18 protein-coding genes are annotated in these 20,518 nt (G+C 63.3%); 9 read left to right on the forward strand and 9 right to left on the reverse strand.

Annotated elements, in window-relative coordinates:
* Positions 1 to 15: 15 nt before the first annotated feature.
* The 7 genes from X730_RS161795 to X730_RS161765 form a co-directional block, all read right to left on the reverse strand.
* On the reverse strand, positions 16 to 1,401 hold the full coding sequence (locus X730_RS161795) for an aldehyde dehydrogenase family protein (RefSeq protein WP_023701010.1): 1,386 nt from the start codon (positions 1,399 to 1,401) through the stop codon (positions 16 to 18).
* A gap of 13 nt (positions 1,402 to 1,414) precedes the next feature.
* Positions 1,415 to 1,834, reverse strand: a complete 420-nt coding sequence (locus X730_RS161790; protein WP_031196520.1) for a type II toxin-antitoxin system VapC family toxin — start codon at positions 1,832 to 1,834, stop codon at positions 1,415 to 1,417.
* A complete protein-coding gene (locus X730_RS161785; protein WP_023695631.1) occupies positions 1,831 to 2,286 on the reverse strand; it encodes a hypothetical protein in 456 nt (151 codons plus the stop codon). Before X730_RS161785 ends, X730_RS161790 begins: the two co-directional genes overlap by 4 nt.
* Before the next feature lie 90 nt (positions 2,287 to 2,376).
* The gene (locus X730_RS161780) at positions 2,377 to 3,747 is read right to left on the reverse strand and encodes a glutamine synthetase family protein (protein WP_023825467.1); all 1,371 of its coding nucleotides are present in this window, start codon (positions 3,745 to 3,747) and stop codon (positions 2,377 to 2,379) included.
* Positions 3,748 to 3,827: 80 nt separating this feature from the next.
* Positions 3,828 to 5,384 (reverse strand): amino acid permease, encoded by a 1,557-nt coding sequence (locus tag X730_RS161775; protein ID WP_023691841.1) that lies wholly within the window; start codon positions 5,382 to 5,384, stop codon positions 3,828 to 3,830.
* Positions 5,385 to 5,462: 78 nt separating this feature from the next.
* Positions 5,463 to 7,007, reverse strand: a complete 1,545-nt coding sequence (locus X730_RS161770; protein ID WP_023691842.1) for an amino acid permease — start codon at positions 7,005 to 7,007, stop codon at positions 5,463 to 5,465.
* A gap of 17 nt (positions 7,008 to 7,024) precedes the next feature.
* Positions 7,025 to 7,843 carry an N-formylglutamate amidohydrolase gene (locus X730_RS161765; protein ID WP_023686445.1) on the reverse strand — a complete coding sequence of 273 codons (819 nt, stop codon included), beginning with the start codon at positions 7,841 to 7,843 and terminating at the stop codon, positions 7,025 to 7,027.
* Positions 7,844 to 7,990: 147 nt separating this feature from the next.
* Here X730_RS161765 and X730_RS161760 point away from each other — a divergent pair, with 147 nt between their 5' ends.
* The 3 genes from X730_RS161760 to X730_RS161750 all read left to right on the forward strand — a co-directional run bounded on the left by X730_RS161760 (position 7,991) and on the right by X730_RS161750 (position 13,281).
* A complete protein-coding gene (locus X730_RS161760; protein ID WP_023740936.1) occupies positions 7,991 to 8,818 on the forward strand; it encodes a MurR/RpiR family transcriptional regulator in 828 nt (275 codons plus the stop codon).
* Positions 8,819 to 8,989: 171 nt separating this feature from the next.
* On the forward strand, positions 8,990 to 10,153 hold the full coding sequence (locus X730_RS161755; protein ID WP_023825468.1) for an efflux RND transporter periplasmic adaptor subunit: 1,164 nt from the start codon (positions 8,990 to 8,992) through the stop codon (positions 10,151 to 10,153).
* Complete coding sequence (locus X730_RS161750; protein WP_023728436.1) at positions 10,150 to 13,281, forward strand: efflux RND transporter permease subunit; 3,132 nt, start codon at positions 10,150 to 10,152, stop codon at positions 13,279 to 13,281. The genes X730_RS161755 and X730_RS161750 overlap by 4 nt, the downstream gene beginning before the upstream one ends.
* A 181-nt stretch (positions 13,282 to 13,462) precedes the next feature.
* On the opposite strand, the gene X730_RS161745 is transcribed toward X730_RS161750, so the two are convergent.
* Entirely contained in the window at positions 13,463 to 14,500 is a 1,038-nt protein-coding gene (locus X730_RS161745; protein ID WP_023825469.1) for a zinc-binding dehydrogenase, read from the reverse strand.
* Positions 14,501 to 14,715: 215 nt separating this feature from the next.
* Positions 14,716 to 15,957, reverse strand: a complete 1,242-nt coding sequence (locus X730_RS161740) for an acyl-CoA dehydrogenase family protein (protein ID WP_023825470.1) — start codon at positions 15,955 to 15,957, stop codon at positions 14,716 to 14,718.
* Positions 15,958 to 16,083: 126 nt separating this feature from the next.
* Between X730_RS161740 and X730_RS161735 the strand changes: the two genes are divergently transcribed.
* The 6 genes from X730_RS161735 (at position 16,084) to X730_RS161710 (ending at position 20,437) form a co-directional block, all read left to right on the forward strand.
* A complete protein-coding gene (locus X730_RS161735; protein WP_023825471.1) occupies positions 16,084 to 16,899 on the forward strand; it encodes an SDR family oxidoreductase in 816 nt (271 codons plus the stop codon).
* Positions 16,896 to 17,411, forward strand: a complete 516-nt coding sequence (locus X730_RS161730; RefSeq protein WP_280790513.1) for a MaoC family dehydratase — start codon at positions 16,896 to 16,898, stop codon at positions 17,409 to 17,411. Before X730_RS161735 ends, X730_RS161730 begins: the two co-directional genes overlap by 4 nt.
* Positions 17,408 to 18,445 carry a phosphotransferase family protein gene (locus tag X730_RS161725; protein WP_023825472.1) on the forward strand — a complete coding sequence of 346 codons (1,038 nt, stop codon included), beginning with the start codon at positions 17,408 to 17,410 and terminating at the stop codon, positions 18,443 to 18,445. Before X730_RS161730 ends, X730_RS161725 begins: the two co-directional genes overlap by 4 nt.
* 12 nt (positions 18,446 to 18,457) lie before the next feature.
* Positions 18,458 to 19,234: an SDR family oxidoreductase gene (locus X730_RS161720; protein ID WP_023695622.1), complete on the forward strand. Its 777-nt coding sequence runs from the start codon at positions 18,458 to 18,460 to the stop codon at positions 19,232 to 19,234.
* 138 nt (positions 19,235 to 19,372) lie between these two features.
* The gene (locus X730_RS161715; RefSeq protein WP_023825473.1) at positions 19,373 to 20,017 is read left to right on the forward strand and encodes a TetR/AcrR family transcriptional regulator; all 645 of its coding nucleotides are present in this window, start codon (positions 19,373 to 19,375) and stop codon (positions 20,015 to 20,017) included.
* A 186-nt stretch (positions 20,018 to 20,203) separates the two neighbouring features.
* Positions 20,204 to 20,437 (forward strand): DUF680 domain-containing protein, encoded by a 234-nt coding sequence (locus X730_RS161710; RefSeq protein WP_023671148.1) that lies wholly within the window; start codon positions 20,204 to 20,206, stop codon positions 20,435 to 20,437.
* Positions 20,438 to 20,518: the final 81 nt, after the last annotated feature.

Consider the following 20,518-nt stretch of genomic DNA (forward strand, 5'->3'; position numbering starts at 1 on the left):
TTGTCTTTCAAAAAATCAGATGGCTTCGCGCAGATGGAAGGATTTCGGCCGGGTCAGATTGTCGTAGCCGAGCGCCGAAAGGGCAACGCCTTTGCCGGTGTCCTTGACGCCGGTCCAGACCAGCGCCGGATCGAGGTAGTCGCAGCGGTTCATGAACACGGTGCCGGTCTCGACGCGGTCGCCGATCGCCACCGCATGCTCGATATCGCCGGTCCAGATCGAAGCGGTCAGCCCGTAGGGGCTGTCGTTCATCAGCGCGATCGCCTCCTCGTCGTTACGCACCTTCATGATGCCGACGATCGGGCCAAAACTTTCCTCGCGCATGACGCTCATCTGGTGGTCGACGCCGGTCAGCACTTCCGGCGCCAGATAGGGCGAGCCGGCCTTGTCGTTAGCCACCTTCATATTGATGTGTGCGATTGCACCCTTGCGCAGCGCCTCGGCCTTCTGCTCGCGGATCAGGTCGGCAAAGCGCGCCTGAGCCATCGGCCCCATTGTCGTCGCCTGTTCCAGCGGATTGCCGACGGCATAATTCTTCGTCTCGGCGATGAAACCTTCGACGAACTGGTCGTAGACCTTCTCATGCACATAGACGCGCTCGATGCCGCAGCAGCACTGGCCGGAATTGTAGAAGGCGCCGTCGACCAGATTGGCCACCGCATGGTCGAGCTTGGCGTCGGGCAGCACATAGGCCGGGTCCTTGCCGCCGAGTTCGAGCCCGAGCGTCATGAAGGTGCCGGCCGCCGCCTTCTCGATGGCGCGGCCGCCGCCGACCGAACCGGTGAAATTGACATGGTCGATCTTGCCCGAGCCGAGCAGCTTCTCGGTCTGGGCATGGTTCAGCACGACATTCTGGAACACGCCCTTGGGCAGCCCAACCTTGTCGAACGCCTGCTGGAACCGTTCGCCAACCAGCAGCGTCTGCGCCGCATGTTTGAGGATAACGGTATTGCCGGCCATCAGTGCCGGCACGATGGTGTTGACGGCGGTCAGATAGGGATAGTTCCACGGCGCGATCACCATGACGACGCCGAGCGGATCCTTCTTCACATAGCGTCGGAAGCCGTCCTTCGGGTTGGATGCCGGCACGGATTTCAGCGCGGCTTCAGCGATCTCGACCATGTAATTGGTGCGTTCCCTGACGCCGCCGAACTCGCCGCCATAGCGCACCGGTCGCCCCATCTGCCAGGCGATCTCCGGCACGATCTCGTCGGTCATCGCGACCAGCGCTTCGAGCATCGCCAGCATAAATTTGCCGCGCTCGACGATCGGCGTCAGCGCCCACTTCTCCTGCGCCGCCTTGGCGCGCTCGACCGCGGCATTGATCGCCTGGTCGGTCGCGATCGGCCGCTCGGCGTAAATCGAACCATCGATGGGCGATTTGAGTTTTACGGTTTCCAAAGGATACTCCAAGTTAGCAGGCTAGGGTGCGCAGATGGCCATTGCGGCCATAGCGAAGGATGGGCTCGTCACGCGTCACCAGAACCATGTCCAACGCTCTCGCACTTGCCATCAGTATCCGATCCATGGGATCACCATGAGGCGGACCGGGCAGGTTGGATGACGCAATCAGAATGGCTGGTGAGATAGCGCTGAGCTTTGCCGACATTCGCTCGATGAATCGCTCCACGAAGTCGAGTGGCGCCAATGGCAGATTGAGCCGGCCCTTGGCTACGCCAATTCCGATCTCCCATGCCGACATCGGCGAAAGATACAGACGGCCGTCATAGGCCGCTTCCGAAATCTCCCGGCTTGCGTGCGGATCGATCAGACTATCGTTGGCGACAAAGATCATCGCACATGTATCCAGAAGCAGGTTTGGCTCTTCGCTCATTTACGCACCGCAAGTTTGCCGTCGCGCGCGTCAGCCTCACCGCCCAGATAGCCCCGGTCCCATGGCTCGTCATCGAAAGGTTTGGTGATATCAAATCCGGCTTCGATTGTTATCAGGCCCTTCATGAAACCAAAACCGGGGTGGCGATCCGCGCGCGCCTCCTTTGGCGCGGCAGGCACGCTACCACTGGGCGGCGCCGAAATGGGCACTTTGCGAACGCGGCGAAATACCAGTTTCCCACTCCCTATATTGACGGATTCGGTCTCGAACCCGGCCTCAAGCCACTCCCTTGTCATGGGATTGTTGCTCGGATTGTTGCTCCACCATGCAGGGTATTGCTTCGATGCGGGCAGCGGCAGATTGAGCACTCTCTCGATTTCGGCGAATGACATCGGAACGCGATCGACATTTTGGGCAATGAGGAAGTCCTTGAGCGGCGCATATTTGGACATTGCAAACTCCTCAATGTAGCGCACTGCAATTTACAGGTACCATATGGTACTAACTTCACTACATTGTCAACATTAAAGCTGTATAAAGTTTTAATACCGCTCGAACCCCCTGTGCAGTTCCCAATCCGTAATCCGGCGGTCGTATTCGAACTGCTCCCACTTTGCGGTGTGGACATAATGTTCGAGCACGTCATCGCCGAGCGCCTGCTTCAGCATCTTCGACTTGGCCAGCGTCTCGGTGGCGTCGCGAAGCGTCTTCGGGATCTCTGGCAGGCGCGAGGCCTGGTAGGCATCGCCGACGAACGGCTTCTGCAGTTCGAGCTTCTCGTCGATGCCGGCAAGGCCGGCGGCGATCAGCGCGGCGAAAGCGAGATAGGGGTTCAGGTCGGCGCCGCCGATGCGGCATTCCATGCGGATGCCCTTGGTGCCCTCACCGCACAGGCGGAAGCCGGCGGTGCGGTTGTCCTCGCTCCACATGATCTTGGTCGGTGCGAAGGTGCCGGCCTGGAAGCGCTTGTAGGAGTTGATGTAGGGCGCCAGGAACCAGGTAAACTCCCTGGCATATTTGAGCTGCCCAGCCGCCCATTGCTGGCCAAGCGTGGACAAAGTCCAGTCCGCCTTCTTGTCGAAGAACAATGGCGTCTTGCCGTCGGCGCTCCACAGCGAATTGTGGATGTGGCTGGAATTACCGGCGAGCCCGTAATTGTATTTCGACATGAAGGAAATCGACTTGCCTTCGGACTCGGCAATCTCCTTGGCGCCGTTCTTCAGGATGACGTGGCGGTCGGCCATGTCGAGCGCTTCGGCATAGCGCACATTGATCTCTTCCTGGCCTGGGCCCCATTCGCCCTTGGAATTCTCGATCGGAATGCCGGCCGCTTCCATCTCGTTGCGAAGCCGGCGCATGACGCCTTCTTCCTTGGTGGTGATGCCGATCTGGTAGTCGCCAATATAGGGCGAAGCGGTATCGAGGCCCTGCCAGTGCTTCTTGCGGGCGGAATCATAGGTCTCGTTGAACAGGTAGAATTCGAGCTCGGAGGCGAAGTAGCCGATATAGCCGCGTTCGGTGAGCCGCTTGACCTGCTTTTTCAGCATCGCGCGCGGCGAATGCGGAAGGTCGTCATGGGTGTGGTGGTCGAGCACGTCGCAGATCACCAGCGCGGTCTTTTCCAGCCACGGAATCCGCCGCAGCGTCGCAAGGTCCGGCTTCATGACGAAGTCGCCATAGCCCTTCGACCAGCTTGCCGCCTTGTAGCCCGGCACCGGCTCCATATCGATGTCGGCGGCGAGCAGATAGTTGCAGCCATGCGTCTCGTCATGAGCAGAATCCACAAAGTACTGCGCCAGGAAACGCTTTCCCGCGAGCCGCCCCTGCATGTCGACGATGCAGGCCAGCACCGTGTCGATCTCGCCACTGGAGACCGCTTTCTTCAACTGATCGAACGAGAAAATTCCGGCCATTTCCTTTGGCACTCCAGTGCTTGGTCGTTGAGGACGAAACCATAGCCGGCTGCACGCCGGCCATGGCCATGATGGTGACGTCAGTGGCCGGTTTCGCCGACCGCCTGTTCGGCGGCCTTGATCGCTGCCTGACGTGCCGCGATGATGTCCCCCAGCGGCGGGCCCTGGAAGCGATTGCGCTCGAAGGCGAACCAGACAATCGCCGTCAGGATGAAGAAGCCGACGGTGATGTACAGCGCCCAGTCGTTCGGCGGCTGGATGCCGATGATGAAGATCAGGATCATCGACACGATCGAGAGAACGCCGAACAGCATGAAGATGCCACGGCCCAGGTTCCACGGTCCCATCTTGTCCCACTTCGGCGTTCCCCAGGCCACCATGCCGAGCACGATCGGCACGGTGAAGGACAGGAACAGGAAGATGACGGTGCAGGACACGACGATGGTGTAGGCCGAGGTGCCGGCGACCGAAACCAGCGTCGAACCCCAGACGAACAGCACCGACAGGACCGACGCCGTCCAGATCGCCGCCACCGGCGTGCGATAGGTCGGGCTGACCTTGGCCAGTGCAGACGAGCCCGGCAGGCCGCCGTCACGCGAGAAGGCAAAGATCATGCGCGAAGCCGAGGTGACGGTTGCGAGGCCGCACAACAGCTGGGCGATGAACACGACGAGGTAGACGAACTCCTTGAGGCCGGGACTGACGCGCTGGTCGAAGGCCCAGAAGAACACGTTCCAACCCTGCTTGGCGGCGTCGTCCATGTTGGGGATCATCAGTACGAAGGCGGCCAGGAACAAATAGCCGAAGACCGCCGACCAGATAACCGACATCACCATCGCACGCGGCACCGATGAGGCCGCCTTGATGGTTTCCTCGGAAGTGTGTGCCGAAGCATCGTAGCCGGTGATGGTGTAGATCGGCAGCAGAAGGCCGAGAGCGAACACCCAGGCGTTCGAGACGGACGGCCAGACGCTGGCGCCGGCCTCACCCGAGTAGTTGTGGAAGGTGAAGAGCCGGCTGAAATCCCAGGTCTCGGCGGAGAACAGGCAGACGACAGCAATCAGGATCGAGCCGAAGAAGATCAGGTAGCCCGAAAAGTCGGTCAACTTCGCAGTCAGCTTGATGCCGAGATGGTTGATCAGGGCCTGGGCGCCGGTGATGATGACCAGGAAAATCATCTGATTGGTCAGCGTACCCTCGATGCCGAGCGTCGGCCCGAAGGCGCCGATGAAGAACGTCCAGGTGCCGACATTGATGGCGCCGAGCACGGTGATCAGGCCGAGCAGGTTGAGCCAGGCCGTCACCCAGCCGGTGCCGCGATTGCCAAGGATCGAACCCCAGTGATAGAGGCCGCCGGCCGTCGGATAGGCCGAGCTGATCTGCGACATGGCGACCGCGAAGGTGAGCGAAACGAAGCAGCCGACCAGCCAGCCGATGCCGATACCGATACCGCCGGCGCCCGACGTTGCCTGCGCCAGCGAATTGATGCCGCCCGACAGGATGCAGATGATGGAGAAGGAAACGGCGAAGTTGGAGAAGCGGCTTAGCCGCCGCTCAAGTTCCTGGGCGTAGCCCATGGAATGGAGGTGCTTTACGTCTTCCGCCTTGTCTGTGTCTGAATAACCCGGTGCTGCCATTGTAGTCCCCTTTGCATTCTTAGCTGGCCGGCCCTGCCCCGGTCGGCTTGCGCCGGCCGGAGCATCTAGTCTTTGCTGTTAGCCTGCCGTCTGGCCGACGGCTGCTTCCGCGGCCGCGATCTCGGAAGCGCGGCGAGCAATGTCGGCGCCGATCGGCGGGCCTTTGAAGCGGCGCGATTCGATGCCGAACCACAGAACCACCAGCAGAACGATCAGGCCGATGGCATAGTTGATCAGGATGTCGAAGGGCGGCTGGATGCCGGCATACATCAGCACCAGAACGCCAAGCACCGTGATGACGGCGAACGGCTTGGACCAGATGCCGAGGCGGAACGGGCCGAATTCGGTCCAGCTCTTGCCCTCGGCAAGCAGGCCGGCGGCCACGGGCATGGCGTAGGACACGTAGAGGAACAATGCACAGCCGGCCGCCAGTGCGGCAAAAGCCGGCGAGTACAATGTCGCTGCGACTGCGAGCACCGCTCCGAGCCAGATCGCCGCCACGGGCGTGCGCCATGTCGGGCTGACGGTTTTCCACACCGACGAACCCGGCAGGCCGCCGTCACGCGCGAAGGCAAAGATCATGCGCGAGGTCGACGTCAGTCCGGCGAGCGCGCAGATGAAGTTCGCCAGCACGATCGCGATGGCAATGATGCTCTTCAGCAGGAATGGCGCCGGCAGATTGTTGAAGAGATTGAACCAGGCATTGGCGCCATCCTTGGCCGTCGCTGCCAGATCGGGGCTGGCCAGTACGAACGAAACGGCCATGACGAAGCCGAACACCAGCGACCACAGAACCGAATGGATCATGCCGCGCGGCACCGCCACGCGGGCATTGTGGGTCTCTTCGGACGTGTGGGCCGAAGCGTCGAAGCCGGTGATGGTGTAGAGTGGGTAGAGCAGGCCGATCAGGAAGGCGACGAGTGCCGTCCGTGCGGTCGGAACGTAGCCTGCGCCTGGATCACCGGTGTTGTTGACGAAGGTGGTGAGCCGCGAGAAATCCCAGCTTGCGCCCCAGATCAGGAACATCGCGGTCAACACGACGGCGACGACCAGAATGAGGTAGCCCGAGAAATCCGTCAGCATGGTGGTGAGCCTGATACCGAAATGGTTGATCAGCGCCTGCGCGACCGTGATGATCACAACGCCGATCACCTGCTCCTGATAGCCCCACGCGGAGACGTCGTTACCGAACACGCCGGACCAGACAAGGTCCTTGAACAGCGCGTAGACGCCGACATTGACCGAGGCGACGACGAAGACCAGGCCGAGCAGGTTGATCCAGGCCGTGGCCCAGCCCCAGCCGCGCCCGCCGAGAATTGACGACCAGTGGTAGAGACCGCCGGCCGTCGGATAGGCCGAGCCGATCTGGCCAAGGGACGCGGCAACGACAAGTGCAAAGACGCCGCCGATGACCCAGCCGACAGTCGCCTCGAAGCCGCTGCCGGTCGCCATGGCCAGCGGGAAGGACGTGATGCCGCCCGCCAGAATGCAAATGATCGAAAAGGAAATAGCGAAGTTCGAGAAGCCGCTCATGCGGCGAGCCAACTCCTGGGCATAGCCCATGCTATGGAGGGTTTTTACATCCTCCGATCTTTCAGCGTCTGATTTGTCCGGTCCTGCCATTTTCGTCCCCTGTTTTTCTAGCTGGCCGATTGAACTGACTTTCCCACTGCGTGTCGCCGGGAACCCTTGGCCTCCTCGGGTTCCAGGTCAGAAAAAATGCCTGTGAGCAGATCCGCCCATTTCCGCTGCCCGGTCTCGCCGGAGATCTCGTCGTTGCGGATTTCGATCATTGCGCAGGCAAGGCCGCGCGAGCGTGCATGGCGCTCCAAAGTGAAATAGACGCGGTCGGCCGGCGAATAGGGCTCGTTGATGCCGACACTGACGCCGGAGAGCCGCTGCAGCGCCGCTATGAGCGGCGACGCCAGCCGGCGGTCGTCATCGTGGATGATGCCGATATGCCAGGGCCGGTTCTTGCCCTTGTAGACCGGGGTGAAGGAATGCACCGACACCAGCCGGGTCTCCTGCCCACGCGCCTGCCGGTCGTCGATGATCGATGCGATCGTGTCGTGGAACGGCCGCCACGACAAAGCGATGCGCTCGGCGCGCTCACTGTCCGACAGGCCGGCATTGCCCGGAATGGCCGTCGTCTCGCTGACCGGCGGCACCAGGTCCGGTGCGTCGAGCGGACGGTTGCAGTCGATGATCAGGCGCGAGATGCGGGTTTCGATGAGCGTCGCATCGAGGGCGGTCGCGATGCGGCGGGCCACCGGCAGCGCGCCGGGGTCCCAGGCGATGTGGCGGGAGAGATCTTCGGCCGGCAGGCCAAGCGTGCCGAATTCGGATGGCAGGAAGTTGGAAGCGTGGTCGCAGGTCAGCACGAAAGGGCTGGACCCGCCGGGGTTCGTCACCCCTACGGTATCAGACGATGCAAGGCTGGCGGGCCGTGCTCTCTCCATAGTCTGCCGTCCCCTGGGGAGCGCTGTATCTTATGTTACGTATTTTGCGTCATTGCGTCCCTGTGGATGATTTCATACAGTTTGTCCGGCTTTGTCAAACGCGATTTCGGGGAAGCGGTCTGGACGGGCTCAGGGGTGGGGAAAACGATGATTTCCAGCATTGCCGAACTGATTTCGGACCGCATCGGCACGATGCCGGCCGGCGAGCGCCGCGCCGCGCAAACGCTGATTGCCAACTATCCGCTGATCGGGCTGAAGACGGTCGCCGAGTTCTCGACCGCCGCCGGCGTATCGTCGCCGACCATCCTGCGCTTTGTCTCCAGGCTGGGGTTCCAGAACTATCCCGAATTCCAGTCGGCGCTGCAGGACGAACTGGCGGCGCAATTGCAGTCGCCGGCATCGCGCACGCTCAATCCGGCCTCACCGGGCAGCAGTGCCGTGTCGCCAATGCTGGAGGCGACGCTGGACAATATGCGCGAGACCTTCAGGCATCTGTCCGACAGGCAGCTTGCCGACATCGCCGAAAGGCTCGCCGAACGGCGCGGCAAGACATTCCTGATCGGCGGCCGCTTCACCGATCCGTTGGCGCGCTACATGGCCGCCCACCTCGCCATCATCCAGCCCGACGTTTATCACCTCGCCGGTCAGGAGAGCATCTGGCGCGACCGGCTGATCGACATGGGCAAGCGCGACGTGCTGGTGATCTTCGACATCAGGCGCTACCAGGACAGTCTGGTCCGCTTTGCCCAGACCGCGCATCAGCGCGGCGTTCAGATCGTGCTGTTCACCGACCAGTGGCTATCGCCGATCGCCCGCTTCGCCCGCCATGTCATTGCCGGACGCACCGCCGTGCCTTCGGCGTGGGACTCTTCCGCCGCTCTGTTCGTTGTCGCCGAGACGCTGATCGGCGCCGTCACCAGGCAGCTCGAGGCCGACAGCGCCAGGCGCATCCGCGACCTGGAAAGCCTGCGCTGACACGCTCAATCCCGGCCGCAGGTGCGCAGAATTACGCAGATTTAATGTGCATGGAAGCGGCAGAATTGCCATAAAGCCATGATATTGCGGCGGCTTCGCACATACCGGGTGCGTCGCTGCGCGTTTTTTTGCTTGGTGAAACCGGTAGACGTTTTGCCAACCGGAGTGTCGATGGTCGCCTGGAAACAGATCGTTTTTGCGCTTGTGATCCTGGTCGCGGCTGTCCTCGCCTGGGCGCGATTCTTCCCGGGCGCGCCGGAGGTTCTGGCACGCTGGGGCATCGACTGGACCTATGCTTCGGCGCCCGCCACAACCGGTGCGGTCGACACGACAAAACAGGCAGGCGGCCGCAACGCTGCCGGCCGCCCGGCAAATGTCGTCGCCTTGCCTGCGGCCACCGCCACCATCAACGATCGCCTGCAGGCGATCGGCACCGGCCGCGCCAACGCCTCGGTGACGGTCAACCCATACAGCTCTGGGCGCCTCGTTGAATTTCTCGTCCAATCCGGCACCCGCGTCGACAAGGGGCAGATCATCGCTGTTCTCGATTCCGAGACCGAGGTGATCTCGCAAGATCGTGCCAAGCTTGCCTTGCAGGATGCCCATGACAAGCTCGAGCGGGTGAAATCATTGAGGGCCTCCAACGCCGCGACTCCGGTCGCCGTCGCCGATGCCCAAGTGGTGCTAGCCGGCGCCAAACTGGCGCTGCAGGATGCCGAACTCGCCTTGCAGCGTCGTTCGATCGTCGCCCCTATCGCCGGCACGGTCGGCATCCTGCCGATATCGGCCGGCAATTACGTCACCAGCCAGTCGGCGATCGCCACGCTTGACGACCGCTCCTCCATCCTGGTCGATTTCCTGGTGCCCGAGCGCTTCGCCGCCGCCGTCAAGGTCGGCGCGCAACTGTCGGCGACGCCGATCGCCAATCCGAGCAAGGCCTATACCGGCACCGTGTCGGCCATCGACAACCACATCGACGAAAAGAGCCGCACCCTGCTGGTCAAGGCTGCAATCGCCAATCCGGCGGATTCGCTGCGCGCCGGCATGTCATTCGGCATCACCATGCGCTTCCCCGGCGACACCTATCCGGCCGTCAGCCCGCTGGCGATCCTGTGGGGTTCCGACGGCGCCTATGTCTGGCAGGTCGAGGACGGCAAGGCCAGGCGCGTTCCCGTGCGCATCATCCAGCGCAACACCGAGACGGTGCTGATCGACGCCGAGATCGAGGATGGCGACATGGTTGTGACGGAAGGCACCCAGAGCGTCAGCGAAGGCGGCGCGGTCCGCATCGCCGGCCAGGATCAGCGCGCCGCGGACGCGGCCGAAGGCTCATGACCGCGCCTGTCAGCACCGCCAGCGAAACCGGCTTCACCGCCCTTTTCATCCGCAGGCCGGTCATGGCCTTCGTGCTGAACACGCTGATCGCAGTGGCCGGCCTTGCCGCTTTCTACGGCGTCGAGATCCGCGAACTGCCCGATGTCGACCGCGCCGTGGTCACCGTGTCGACGGCTTTCGAGGGCGCCGCTGCCGAAACCGTCGACCGTGAACTGACCGACACCATCGAGGGTGCGGTAGCCCGCGTCTCCGGTGTCAAGTCGATCTCGTCGACCTCGTCCTTCGGCCAGAGCCGCGTCACCATCGAGTTCAACGACGGCGTCGATTTGAACGTCGCCGCTTCCGACGTGCGCGACGCGGTCGGCCGTGTCGCCAACATGATACCGGAGACCGCCGATCCGCCGCGCATCGTCAAGGCCGATGCCAATTCCGATGCCGTGATGCGACTGGCCGTCACCTCCGACACCATGTCGGTGCAGGACATGACGGTGATCGTCCAGGACCAGATCGAGGACGAACTGGCCGCGGTGCCCGGCGTCGCCGACGTTCAGGTCTATGGCGACCGCGACAAGATCTTCCGCATCGATGTCGACCAGAACAAGCTCGCCAGCCTCGGCTTCACTGTCGCCGATCTGAGGGCAGCGCTTGCCTCGGTGGCTTTCGATTCACCGGCCGGTTCGATCACCACCACCAACCAGGATCTCATCGTCCGCACCACGGCCGATGTGACGACGCCGGAAGAATTCGAAAACATCATCATCGGCGGCACGACGCGCATCCGCGACGTCGCCACCGTCACGCTCGGCCCCGACATCGGCCAGACCTCGTTGCGCTCCGACGGCAAGACCGGCATTGGCCTTGGCATCATCCGCCAGGCGGAATCGAACACGCTGGATATTTCCACCGGAGTGAAGGCAGCCGTCGCCAAGCTGCAGGAAAACCTGCCCAAGGGCATGTCGATCAAGATCACCAGCGACGACGCCGTCTTCGTCAACGGCGCCGTGCACGAGGTCGAGATCGCGCTTGGCCTGTCGATCTCCATGGTGCTGATCGTCATCTACATCTTCCTGCTCGACTGGCGCGCGACGCTGATCCCTGGTCTGTCGATGCCGGTCGCCATGATTGGCACCATCGCCGCCATCTATCTCGCCGGCTTCTCGATCAACATCCTGACGCTTCTGGCGCTGGTGCTGGCAACCGGCCTTGTCGTCGACGACGCCATAGTCGTTCTGGAAAACATCGTGCGACGGCGCAACGAAGGCATGGGGCCTCGTGCCGCCGCCGTGCTCGGCGCCCAGGAAGTGTTCTTCGCCGTCATCGCCACGACGCTGACGCTCGTTGCCGTTTTCGTGCCGATCTCCTTCCTGCCGGGACAGACCGGCGGCCTGTTTCGCGAATTCGGCTTCGTCCTCGCCATGTCGGTGCTGCTCTCCTGCGTGGTCGCGCTGACGCTGTGCCCGATGCTGGCCTCGCGCATGTTGACCGGCGCATCGCTCCACCATGAAGGCGGTCACGACATTGGCGCGCGCATCGGCGGTGCGCTGAACGCGGCCTACAAACGCGCCCTGCATGCCTGCCTTGGCGCGCCGTGGATCGTGCTGCTGGTCGCGGTGCTGTTTGCAGGCATCGCCTTCATGCTGTTCGGCACCATCCGCCAGGAGCTGACGCCGAGCGAGGACCGCGCCGTCGTGCTTCTGCGCATCAACGCGCCGCAAGGCGTCAGCCTCGACTACACCACCCAGCAAATGCAGAAGATCGAGCGGCTGATCCAGCCGCTGCGCGATTCCGGCGAGATCGTCTCGACCTTCGAAAATGCCGGCCAGAACGGCGCCTATAATTCAGGCTTCATGGTTATGACGCTGGCGCCGTGGGACGAGCGCACGCGCAGCCAGCAGGAGATCATGGCGCAGATAAGCCAGCTGACCCGGCAGGTGCCATCCGTGCGCATCTTCCCGGTGCAGGCCAATAGCCTCGGCATTCGCGGCGCCGGCAACGGCCTGCAATTCGCGCTGGTCGGCAACGACCGCAAGGCGCTCGGCGACGCGGCGGTGAAGATCATCGCCCGGATGCAGGCCGATCCGCGCTTCCAGACGCCGCGGCTTTCCATCGACCCGACGCAACCGCAGTTGGCGGTGGCCATCGACCGCGAGCGCGCCTCCGATCTCGGCATCGACATATCGGGGCTCGCCAACACCTTGCAGGCGATGCTCGACGGCAACGATGTCGTCGATGTCTACATCGCCGACCGCAGCTATGGCGTGAAGCTGGTCTCGACCACCAACCCGATCAATGATCCGACCGATCTGGAAAACATCTTCCTGAAGACCGCCGACGGCCGCTTCGTGCCGATGTCGACCATCGCCACGCTGACCGAGCGCGCCGTGCCGCCGTCGCTGACCCGCGAACAGCAGCAGCCTTCGGTGGCGATCACCTCGAACCTGAACGGCAATTTCGCACTGGGTGACGCGCTCGGCGTTGCCGAGCAGATCGCCGCCCCGCTGCTGCCGCCGGGCAGCCACGTCCTGCCGCTGGCCGAAGCCGCGACGCTCGGCGAGACCAACAGTGCCATGATCACCATTTTCGGCTTCGCGCTGGTCATCATCCTCCTGGTGCTTGCCGCCCAGTTCGAAAGCTTCGTCAGCGCCGTCATCATCATGGCGACGGTCCCGCTCGGCCTTGCCTGCGCAATCTTTGCGCTGCTTTTGTCAGGCACCAGCCTCAATGCCTACAGCCAGATCGGCCTCGTGCTTCTGGTCGGCGTCATGGCCAAGAACGGCATCCTCATCGTCGAATTCGCCAACCAGCTGCGCGACCGCGGCCTCGGCGTGCGCGAGGCGATCGAGCAGGCCTCGATCATCCGCCTGCGGCCGGTGATGATGACGATGATCTGCACCATCCTCGGCGGGGTCCCGCTGGTGCTGGCCGCCGGCGCCGGTGCCGAAGCGCGCATCGCGCTCGGCTGGGTCATCGTCGGCGGGCTGGGTCTCGCCACCGTCTCGACGCTGTTCCTGACCCCGGTCGCCTACCTCCTGCTCGGCCGCTTCGTGACGCCGAAGGCGCATGAGGAAGCGAGGCTGAAGCGGGAGCTTGAGGAAGCGGCGTACGCCAATGTCGAGCCGGCGGAGTAGCTCCGCTTACCCTCCCCCTTGTGGGGAGGGTCGGACCGCGGGTCCGGGGTGGGGGTGCAGCGCCAACTAACGTCGGTCCAGCGCTCCCGCGAATAACAGAGGTGGAGCCAAGACCCCCACCCCGACGAACGAGCAAAATTGCTCTTTCGTCGACCCTCCCCACAAGGGGGAGGGTAGAAAGTCACGGCCTAATAAACACCTTCCCGTTCGGCTTGGCCAGCTCCGCCGGGGCCTTCGCCATCGCCTCATCCAGCGGTAGCACCGCCGTCACGTCGGTTGACCAGCGCCCATCCGAAAAGCGCTTCTGTGCTTCCATGATCGCCGGGCCGCGCTTGTCGCGGAACTGGCGCATCCATTCGACCAGCCAGAAGCCTTCAATGTGCTTGTGTTGGAAGATCATCTGGCCGGGCTCACGGATGACAGTAGTGTCCGGATCGAGCCGTCCATAGATGATCCAGCGCGAGCGCTTCGGCATGGCGTCGAAGATCGCCGAGGCCAGCGGCCCGGTCACGGCATCGAGGAAGATGCGCGGCTGCTCGGCCTTGACCACATCGCGTAGTGCTGCCTTGAAATCCGGCGCCTTCTCGTTGAGCACATGGGCAGCCCCGATCTCCTTCAACAGCGGAATCTGCTCGTCGCGGCGCACGGTGACGATCGGCCGGAACCCAGCCTCCTTGGCGAGACCCGCGATCAGCTTGCAAAGCTGGCTGGCGCCGGCGGTCATGATGAAGGCTTTTTCGCCCGTCTCCTTGACGATGTCGAACATGGCGAGCGCCGTGAGCGGGTTGACGATCATCGCCGCGCCATCCTCGTCGCGGACCGTGTCGAGCAGCGGAATGCAGCCGGCAGCTTCGGCAACTGCATAGTCCGCCCACGCGCCCCAATTGGTGACGCCGGTGGTGAAGGCGATGCGCTTGCCGATCAGGCTTTTCGCATAGGGCTCGTCGCCGCTGGCAACGACCGTGCCGACACCCTCGAAGCCGGCCGGCTGGCCCTTGGCGCGCGGCTGACCGTACTGGCCCTTGATGAACATGACGTCGGACGGGTTGATCGAGGCGAGGCTGACCTTGATCAGCACCTGGCTCGGTCCGGGCGTCGGCACGCCGATGCTGCCCAGCTTGACATACGGCTCCATCGCCTCCAGCACGCTGCCGGAGGGCGTCCTGGTGTAGCCGTCGCCGGTCAGCAGCAGTGCTCTCATGTCTGAAGGTATCGCCATGGCGGGGCTCCTTAACGTTTGAGGATGAGCTTGCCGGATGCGCCACGGCCAAGCACGCGCGTCAGCACTGCGGAGGCATCGGCCAGCGGATAAGTGCCTTCGATGACCGGCCGAACCTTGCCGGCGCGATGCCAGCCGACCCAGCTCCTTCAGATTGTCGGCATAGACGAGGTGGCCGAGCGGCGCGATCGCGGGCGATGAGGGTTTTCATCCACTCAGACCTTTTCCTGCGTGTATTTCCTGAGCTCCATGCGCGCCACCTGCCGGCGGTGCACGGCGTCCGGCCCGTCGGCGAGGCGCAGGGTTCGCAGATGCGTCCACGAGCGTGCCAGCGGCGTGTCCTGGCTGATGCCTTGCGCGCCGAACATCTGCACTGCCTCGTCGGTGACCTTGAGCGCGACGCGCGGTGCGATGACCTTAATCTGGCTGATCCAGGGCGCGGCTGCGCGCGCATCGCCCTGGTCGATCATCCACGCCGCCTTGAGGCAGAGCAGCCGCGCCATCTCGATCTCCATGCGGCACTCGGCGATGATGTCGAAATTGGCGCCGAGCTTGGCCAATGGCTGGCCGAAGGCCTCGCGGCGCACCGAGCGCTGGCACAGCAGCTCCAGCGCCATTTCGGCCTGGCCGATGGCGCGCATGCAATGGTGGATGCGGCCGGGGCCGAGCCGCCCCTGGGCGATCTCGAACCCCCTGCCCTCGCCGAGGATCAGGTTTCCGGCCGGCACCCGCACATTGTCGAAGCGAAGATGCATGTGGCCATGCGGCGCGTCGTCGTCGCCATAAACCTGCATCGGCCGCAGCTTGGTCACGCCCTTGGTACCGGACGGCACCAAGATCATCGAATGGCGGCGGTGCTGCGGCTCGGCTTCGCCGCCGGTCCGAACCATGACAATGTAGATGGCGCAGCGCGGGTCCCCGGCCCCCGACGCCCACCATTTCTCGCCGTTGAGTGCATAGTCGTCGCCTTGCTTTTCGCAGCGCATGGCGATGTTGGTGGCGTCGGAGGAGGCGACATCCGGCTCCGTCATCAGATAGGCCGAGCGGATTTTCCCCTCGAGCAGCGGCGCCAGCCATGCCTGCTTGTGGTCCTCCGAGCCATAGCGCTCCAGCACCTCCATATTGCCGGTGTCGGGCGCTGAGCAATTGAAGGTCTCCGCGCCGAGATGCGCCTTGCCCATCTCCTCGGCCAGACAGGCATATTCGACGGTTGACAGCCCATAGCCGCGCTCGGAGCCGGTCAGCCAGAAATTCCACAGGCCGCGCTCCTTGGCCGTTTTCTTCAACCCTTCGAGGATCTCGGTCTGCCGCGCGGTGTAGACCCAGCGGTCGCCGCCCTTGCCGACCTCGCTCAAAAACTCATGATCGAGCGGCATGATCTCATCGCGCACCATGGTGGCGACGCGGGCGTGAATCGGCTTCAGCCGCTCGGTCATGCCGAGATTCATGTCGCTCATCGGTCTCAACCCTTTCACGCATCTGGGGCACTTTATCCGTGGCAAGGATGACCGTACTTCGGGTAGCCTTGTCAACGCGAGCCCTTTCGCCCCGGACCGTGAGCAGAAAGGCGCGGAGGAATTGCGATGAGCTATCTGGAAGAACTGTTCTCAGTCGCCGGAAAGACAGCGCTGGTGACGGGAGCCGCGACCGGCATCGGCCGCATGGTGGCGACCGCCTTGGTCCAAGCCGGCGCCACCGTGATGATCGCTTCACGCAAGGGCGAGGATTGCATCAAGGTCGCCGCTGAGTTGAACGGGCTCGGCGGCTCCGGCAGTGCGGAAGGCTTTGCCGGTGACGTCTCGAGCGAAGCAGGCATTGCCGCGCTGGTCGGCGAGGTCAAGGCGCGCACCGAGAAGCTGCATATTCTGGTCAACAATGCCGGCATATCCTGGGGTGCCTCCCTGGAGGATTTTCCCTATAGCGGCTGGGCCAAGGTGTTCGCCGTCAACGTCACGGCCGTCTTCCATCTGACGCGCGAATTGCTGCCGCTGCTGGAAGGCGCCGCGAGCGATGCCGATCCGGCCCGCGTCATCAATCTGGGCTCGGTGATGGGCACACAGCCGCTGGCCGACGATGCCTATTCCTACACCGCGTCCAAAGGCGCCGTTCACCACCTGACGCGCACGCTGGCGATCGAACTCGCGGCGCGGCGCATCACCGTCAACGCCTTCGCGCCCGGTCCCTTCCAGAGCCGGATGACCGCCTTTGCCACCGGCACCGAAGAAAAGGCCAGACATGTCGGCAGCCATGTGCCGATCGGACGTATCGGCGTGGCGGATGACATCGGCGGCGCAACGCTCTATTTGTGCAGCCGTGCCGGTTCCTATGTCACCGGCGCCATCCTGCCGATCGACGGCGGGCAGTCGGTGCAGCATGGGCTGACATTGTTCAAGGAATGAGCCGCGGTCGGCGGCAAGGGGAGGACACCGCAGTGGAACCGATCAGTCTCGATGTGCTTCTGGCCAGCGTCGGCAAGGAAGTCGGCGTCTCGCCATGGCGCGAGGTCACACAGACCATGATCGACCAGTTCGCCGACGCCACCGACGACCACCAGTTCATCCATTGCGACCCCGAGCGGGCCAAAAACGAGACGCCGTTCGGCGGCACCATCGCGCATGGCTTCCTGTCGTTGTCGCTGCTCTCGGCGATGACCTTCGAGACCATGCCGCCGCTGGAAAAGGGCAAGATGGGCGTCAACCACGGTTTCGATTCGCTGCGCTTCCTGGCGCCGGTGAAGACCGGCGCGCGCATCCGCACCCGCTTCGTGCTGGCCGACGTCAAGGTCAGGCCGTCGGGCTGGGTGCAGACGGCGCATGACGTGACCATCGAGATCGAAGGCTCGAAGAAGCCGGCGCTGACGGCGCGCTGGCTGACGCTGACGCTGATCGAGCGTGAGCCGGAGACCGCATGAGCGGCGACGCCAACGCGCTGGACCAGACGGCACTAGCGCCCTATCTCGAGGCGCACATCCCGGGTTTTGCCGGGCTTCATTCCATCGAAAAATTCAAATCCGGCCAGTCGAACCCGACCTATCTGCTGACCGCAGCCAGCGGCCGCTATGTCCTGCGCGCCAAGCCGCCGGGCCAGTTGCTGAAATCGGCGCATCAGGTCGACCGCGAATTCACGGTCATGAAGGCGCTGGCCGGCACCGCCGTGCCGGTGCCGGCGATGCTGCATCTGTCGGCGGAGGCGACGCCGATCGGCCGCATGTTCTACGTCATGGATTTTCTCGACGGCCGCATCTTCTGGGATCCGGCAGTGCCGGAGGCCGCTGGCAACGATGAGCGCGCCGCCCTCTACAATGCCATGAACGCCACGCTGGCGGCCCTGCACGATGTCGATGTCGAGGCGGTCGGGCTCGGCGATTTCGGCAAACCCGGCAATTACTTCGAACGCCAGCTGGCACGCTGGACCAGCCAGTACCGCGCCTCGGAGACCGGCACGGTCGCCGACATGGACCGGCTGATCGCCTGGCTGGAGACGCATATGCCGGCCGATGACGGTCGCGTCTCGCTGGTGCATGGCGACTACCGGCTGGACAACATGATCTTCGCGCACAATGAGCCGAAAGTGCTGGCGGTGCTCGACTGGGAACTGTCGACGCTTGGCCACCCCTTCGCCGACATCGCCTATCAATGCATGCAATGGCGCTTGCCGCACGCCTCGGGCTTTCGCGGTCTTGGCGGCGTCGACCGCGCTGCCCTCGGCCTGCCCTTGGAGGAAGCCTATGTCGCGGCGTATTGCCGGCGGCGCGGGCTTGTCGGCATCGACAATTGGAGTTTCTTCCTCGCCTTCTCCTTCTTCCGTTTGGCAGCGATCTGCCAAGGCGTCTACAAGCGGGCGCTGGACGGCAACGCCTCCAATCCCGAGAAGGCCAAGACCTATGGCGAGGCGGTGAAACTGCTGTCGCATGTCGCTAGCAAGCTGATCGACAAGCAGGCATAAAGGGGAGGCATGATGGGCCGTTTCGATGGAGCGACCGTGCTGATCACCGGCGCCGCCGGCGGCCTCGGTCGCAGCGCGGCCAAGGGCTTTGCCGCCGAAGGCGCCCGCCTCGTGCTGTCCGACATCGATGACAAGGCGCTGGCCGAGCTCGCCGGCTCTTTGCAGACTGAAACCGCCGTCCGTGCCGGCGACATAGCCGATGAAAAACTGTCCGAGGATCTGGTGAAACTGGCGGCGGAGAAATTCAGCCGGCTGGATATCGCCATCAACAATGCCGGTATTGTCCAGAGTTCCGTGCGCCTGCCGCAAGTGGCCTCCGACGAGGCGCGCCGCGTGCTGGAAATCGACCTGCTCGGCGTCTTCTACGCCATGAAGCACCAGATTCCGCAGATGGAGCGGCAGTTCAAGGCCACGGGCAAGGGCGGCGTCATCGTCAACATCGCCTCGGTTGCCGGCCTGGTCGGCGCGCCGAAACTGTCGGTCTATGCCGCCGCCAAGCATGGCGTGGTCGGACTGACCAAATCGGCGGCCGCCGAATACGCCACCAAGGGCATCCGCATCAATGCCGTGTGCCCGGCGCACACGCGGACCGCCATGGTCGACGGTTTCGTGCGCATGTCCGGCGCGCCGGAAGCCGCAGCGCTGGCCGAACTGACGCGCGGCGTGCCGATGAAGCGGGTGGCGGAAGTGGACGAAGTCGTGACCGCCATCCTGTTTGCCGCCGACCCCTCGAATTCCTTCATGACTGGCCACACACTGGCCGTGGATGGCGGCGTCGGTGCAATTTGATAGCCCCGATTTGGCAACCCCAGATTTGATAACCCCCGATTTGGTAACCATTGCCGGTGGGGAACCTACGGCGCCCTTGTTCGTTTCCGTACAGCGTATATAATTTAGCCAACACCCACCACATGAAGGCAGACTCAAGTGCCGCTGAGCGTCCAGAAACGCCGCGAGAAACAAAAGGCCGAACTGCGTTCCGAACTGCTCGACGCAGCCCACAAGCTCGTCAAGGAAGAGGGCTATGAAGGCCTGACCATCCGCAAGTTGGCCAAGCGGGTCGGCTATGCTCCGATGTCGGTCTATTCCTACTTCGCCGACAAGCAAGACATCCTGTTTGCGCTGGCCGAGGATGCCTTCGAAACACTTGCCCGCCGCATCGAGGAGCATCCTTCCGACGATCCGATCGAGGCCTTGCGTGCGGTGATGACCGAATATGCCGCCTTCGGGCTCGGCAACCCCAACGAATACCGCACCGTGTTCATGACCGAAAAGACCAAGCTGCCGGAAGGCAGAAGCTATGAGGACATGGAAGAGGCCAACCCGGCGATGAAAGCGCTGATATCCAGGGTCGAGGCCTGCGTTGCTGCAGGCAAGCTGCAGGGCGATCCGCGCGCCATCGCCACCATGCTTTGGGCAGTCGGCCACGGCACCATCTCGCTTTTGATCACGTTCCCGTTCTACCCCTTCGGCGACCCGCAGGCTTTCGTGACGCGGATGTGCGATTTCACACTCGCCACGCTCAGCACTCAGAATGTGCCGCCGCTGACCGAGACCCCGGCCGACTGCTGAGCATCCCCGCCCCTCCAATTCAACGTCCGGCCTGACAGCTTCGGCTGTGTCAGTGCGCCGCAATTTTCGGCGTTCAAAAAGATTTTTCGTACGCGTACGTTTTCCGACTTGAAAACCCATCTCGGTGGACGTATGTGTACGTTGTATCGTACATGTACGAAAAAAATTTAACCGATGGAGACAGACATGAACAAGACCCTTCTCGCTCTCGCCACCGTGCTGGCTCTCTCCGGCTCGGCTTTCGCCGCCAACAACACACACTCGACCAAGCAGGCCCCCGCCGCCACCTGCGTCGACACCACGACCAATGCCAAGCTCGATTGCGCCGTGACCGGCTCGGTCGAAAAGTCCGACGTCAAGGCCAAGAGCCCGCGTCTCGGCATCGAGATCAACCCATGGATCGTGCCGAGCACGTTCTAAGTTGATCGGGCTCGACCACAGCACAACGACTAATTTAAGGGCGGCAGGATAATCCCGGCCGCCCGTTTTTTCCTCAGCGCA

Source organism: Mesorhizobium sp. L103C131B0 (genome assembly GCF_000502275.1).
In the GTDB taxonomy this organism is placed as follows: Bacteria; Pseudomonadota; Alphaproteobacteria; order Rhizobiales; family Rhizobiaceae; genus Mesorhizobium.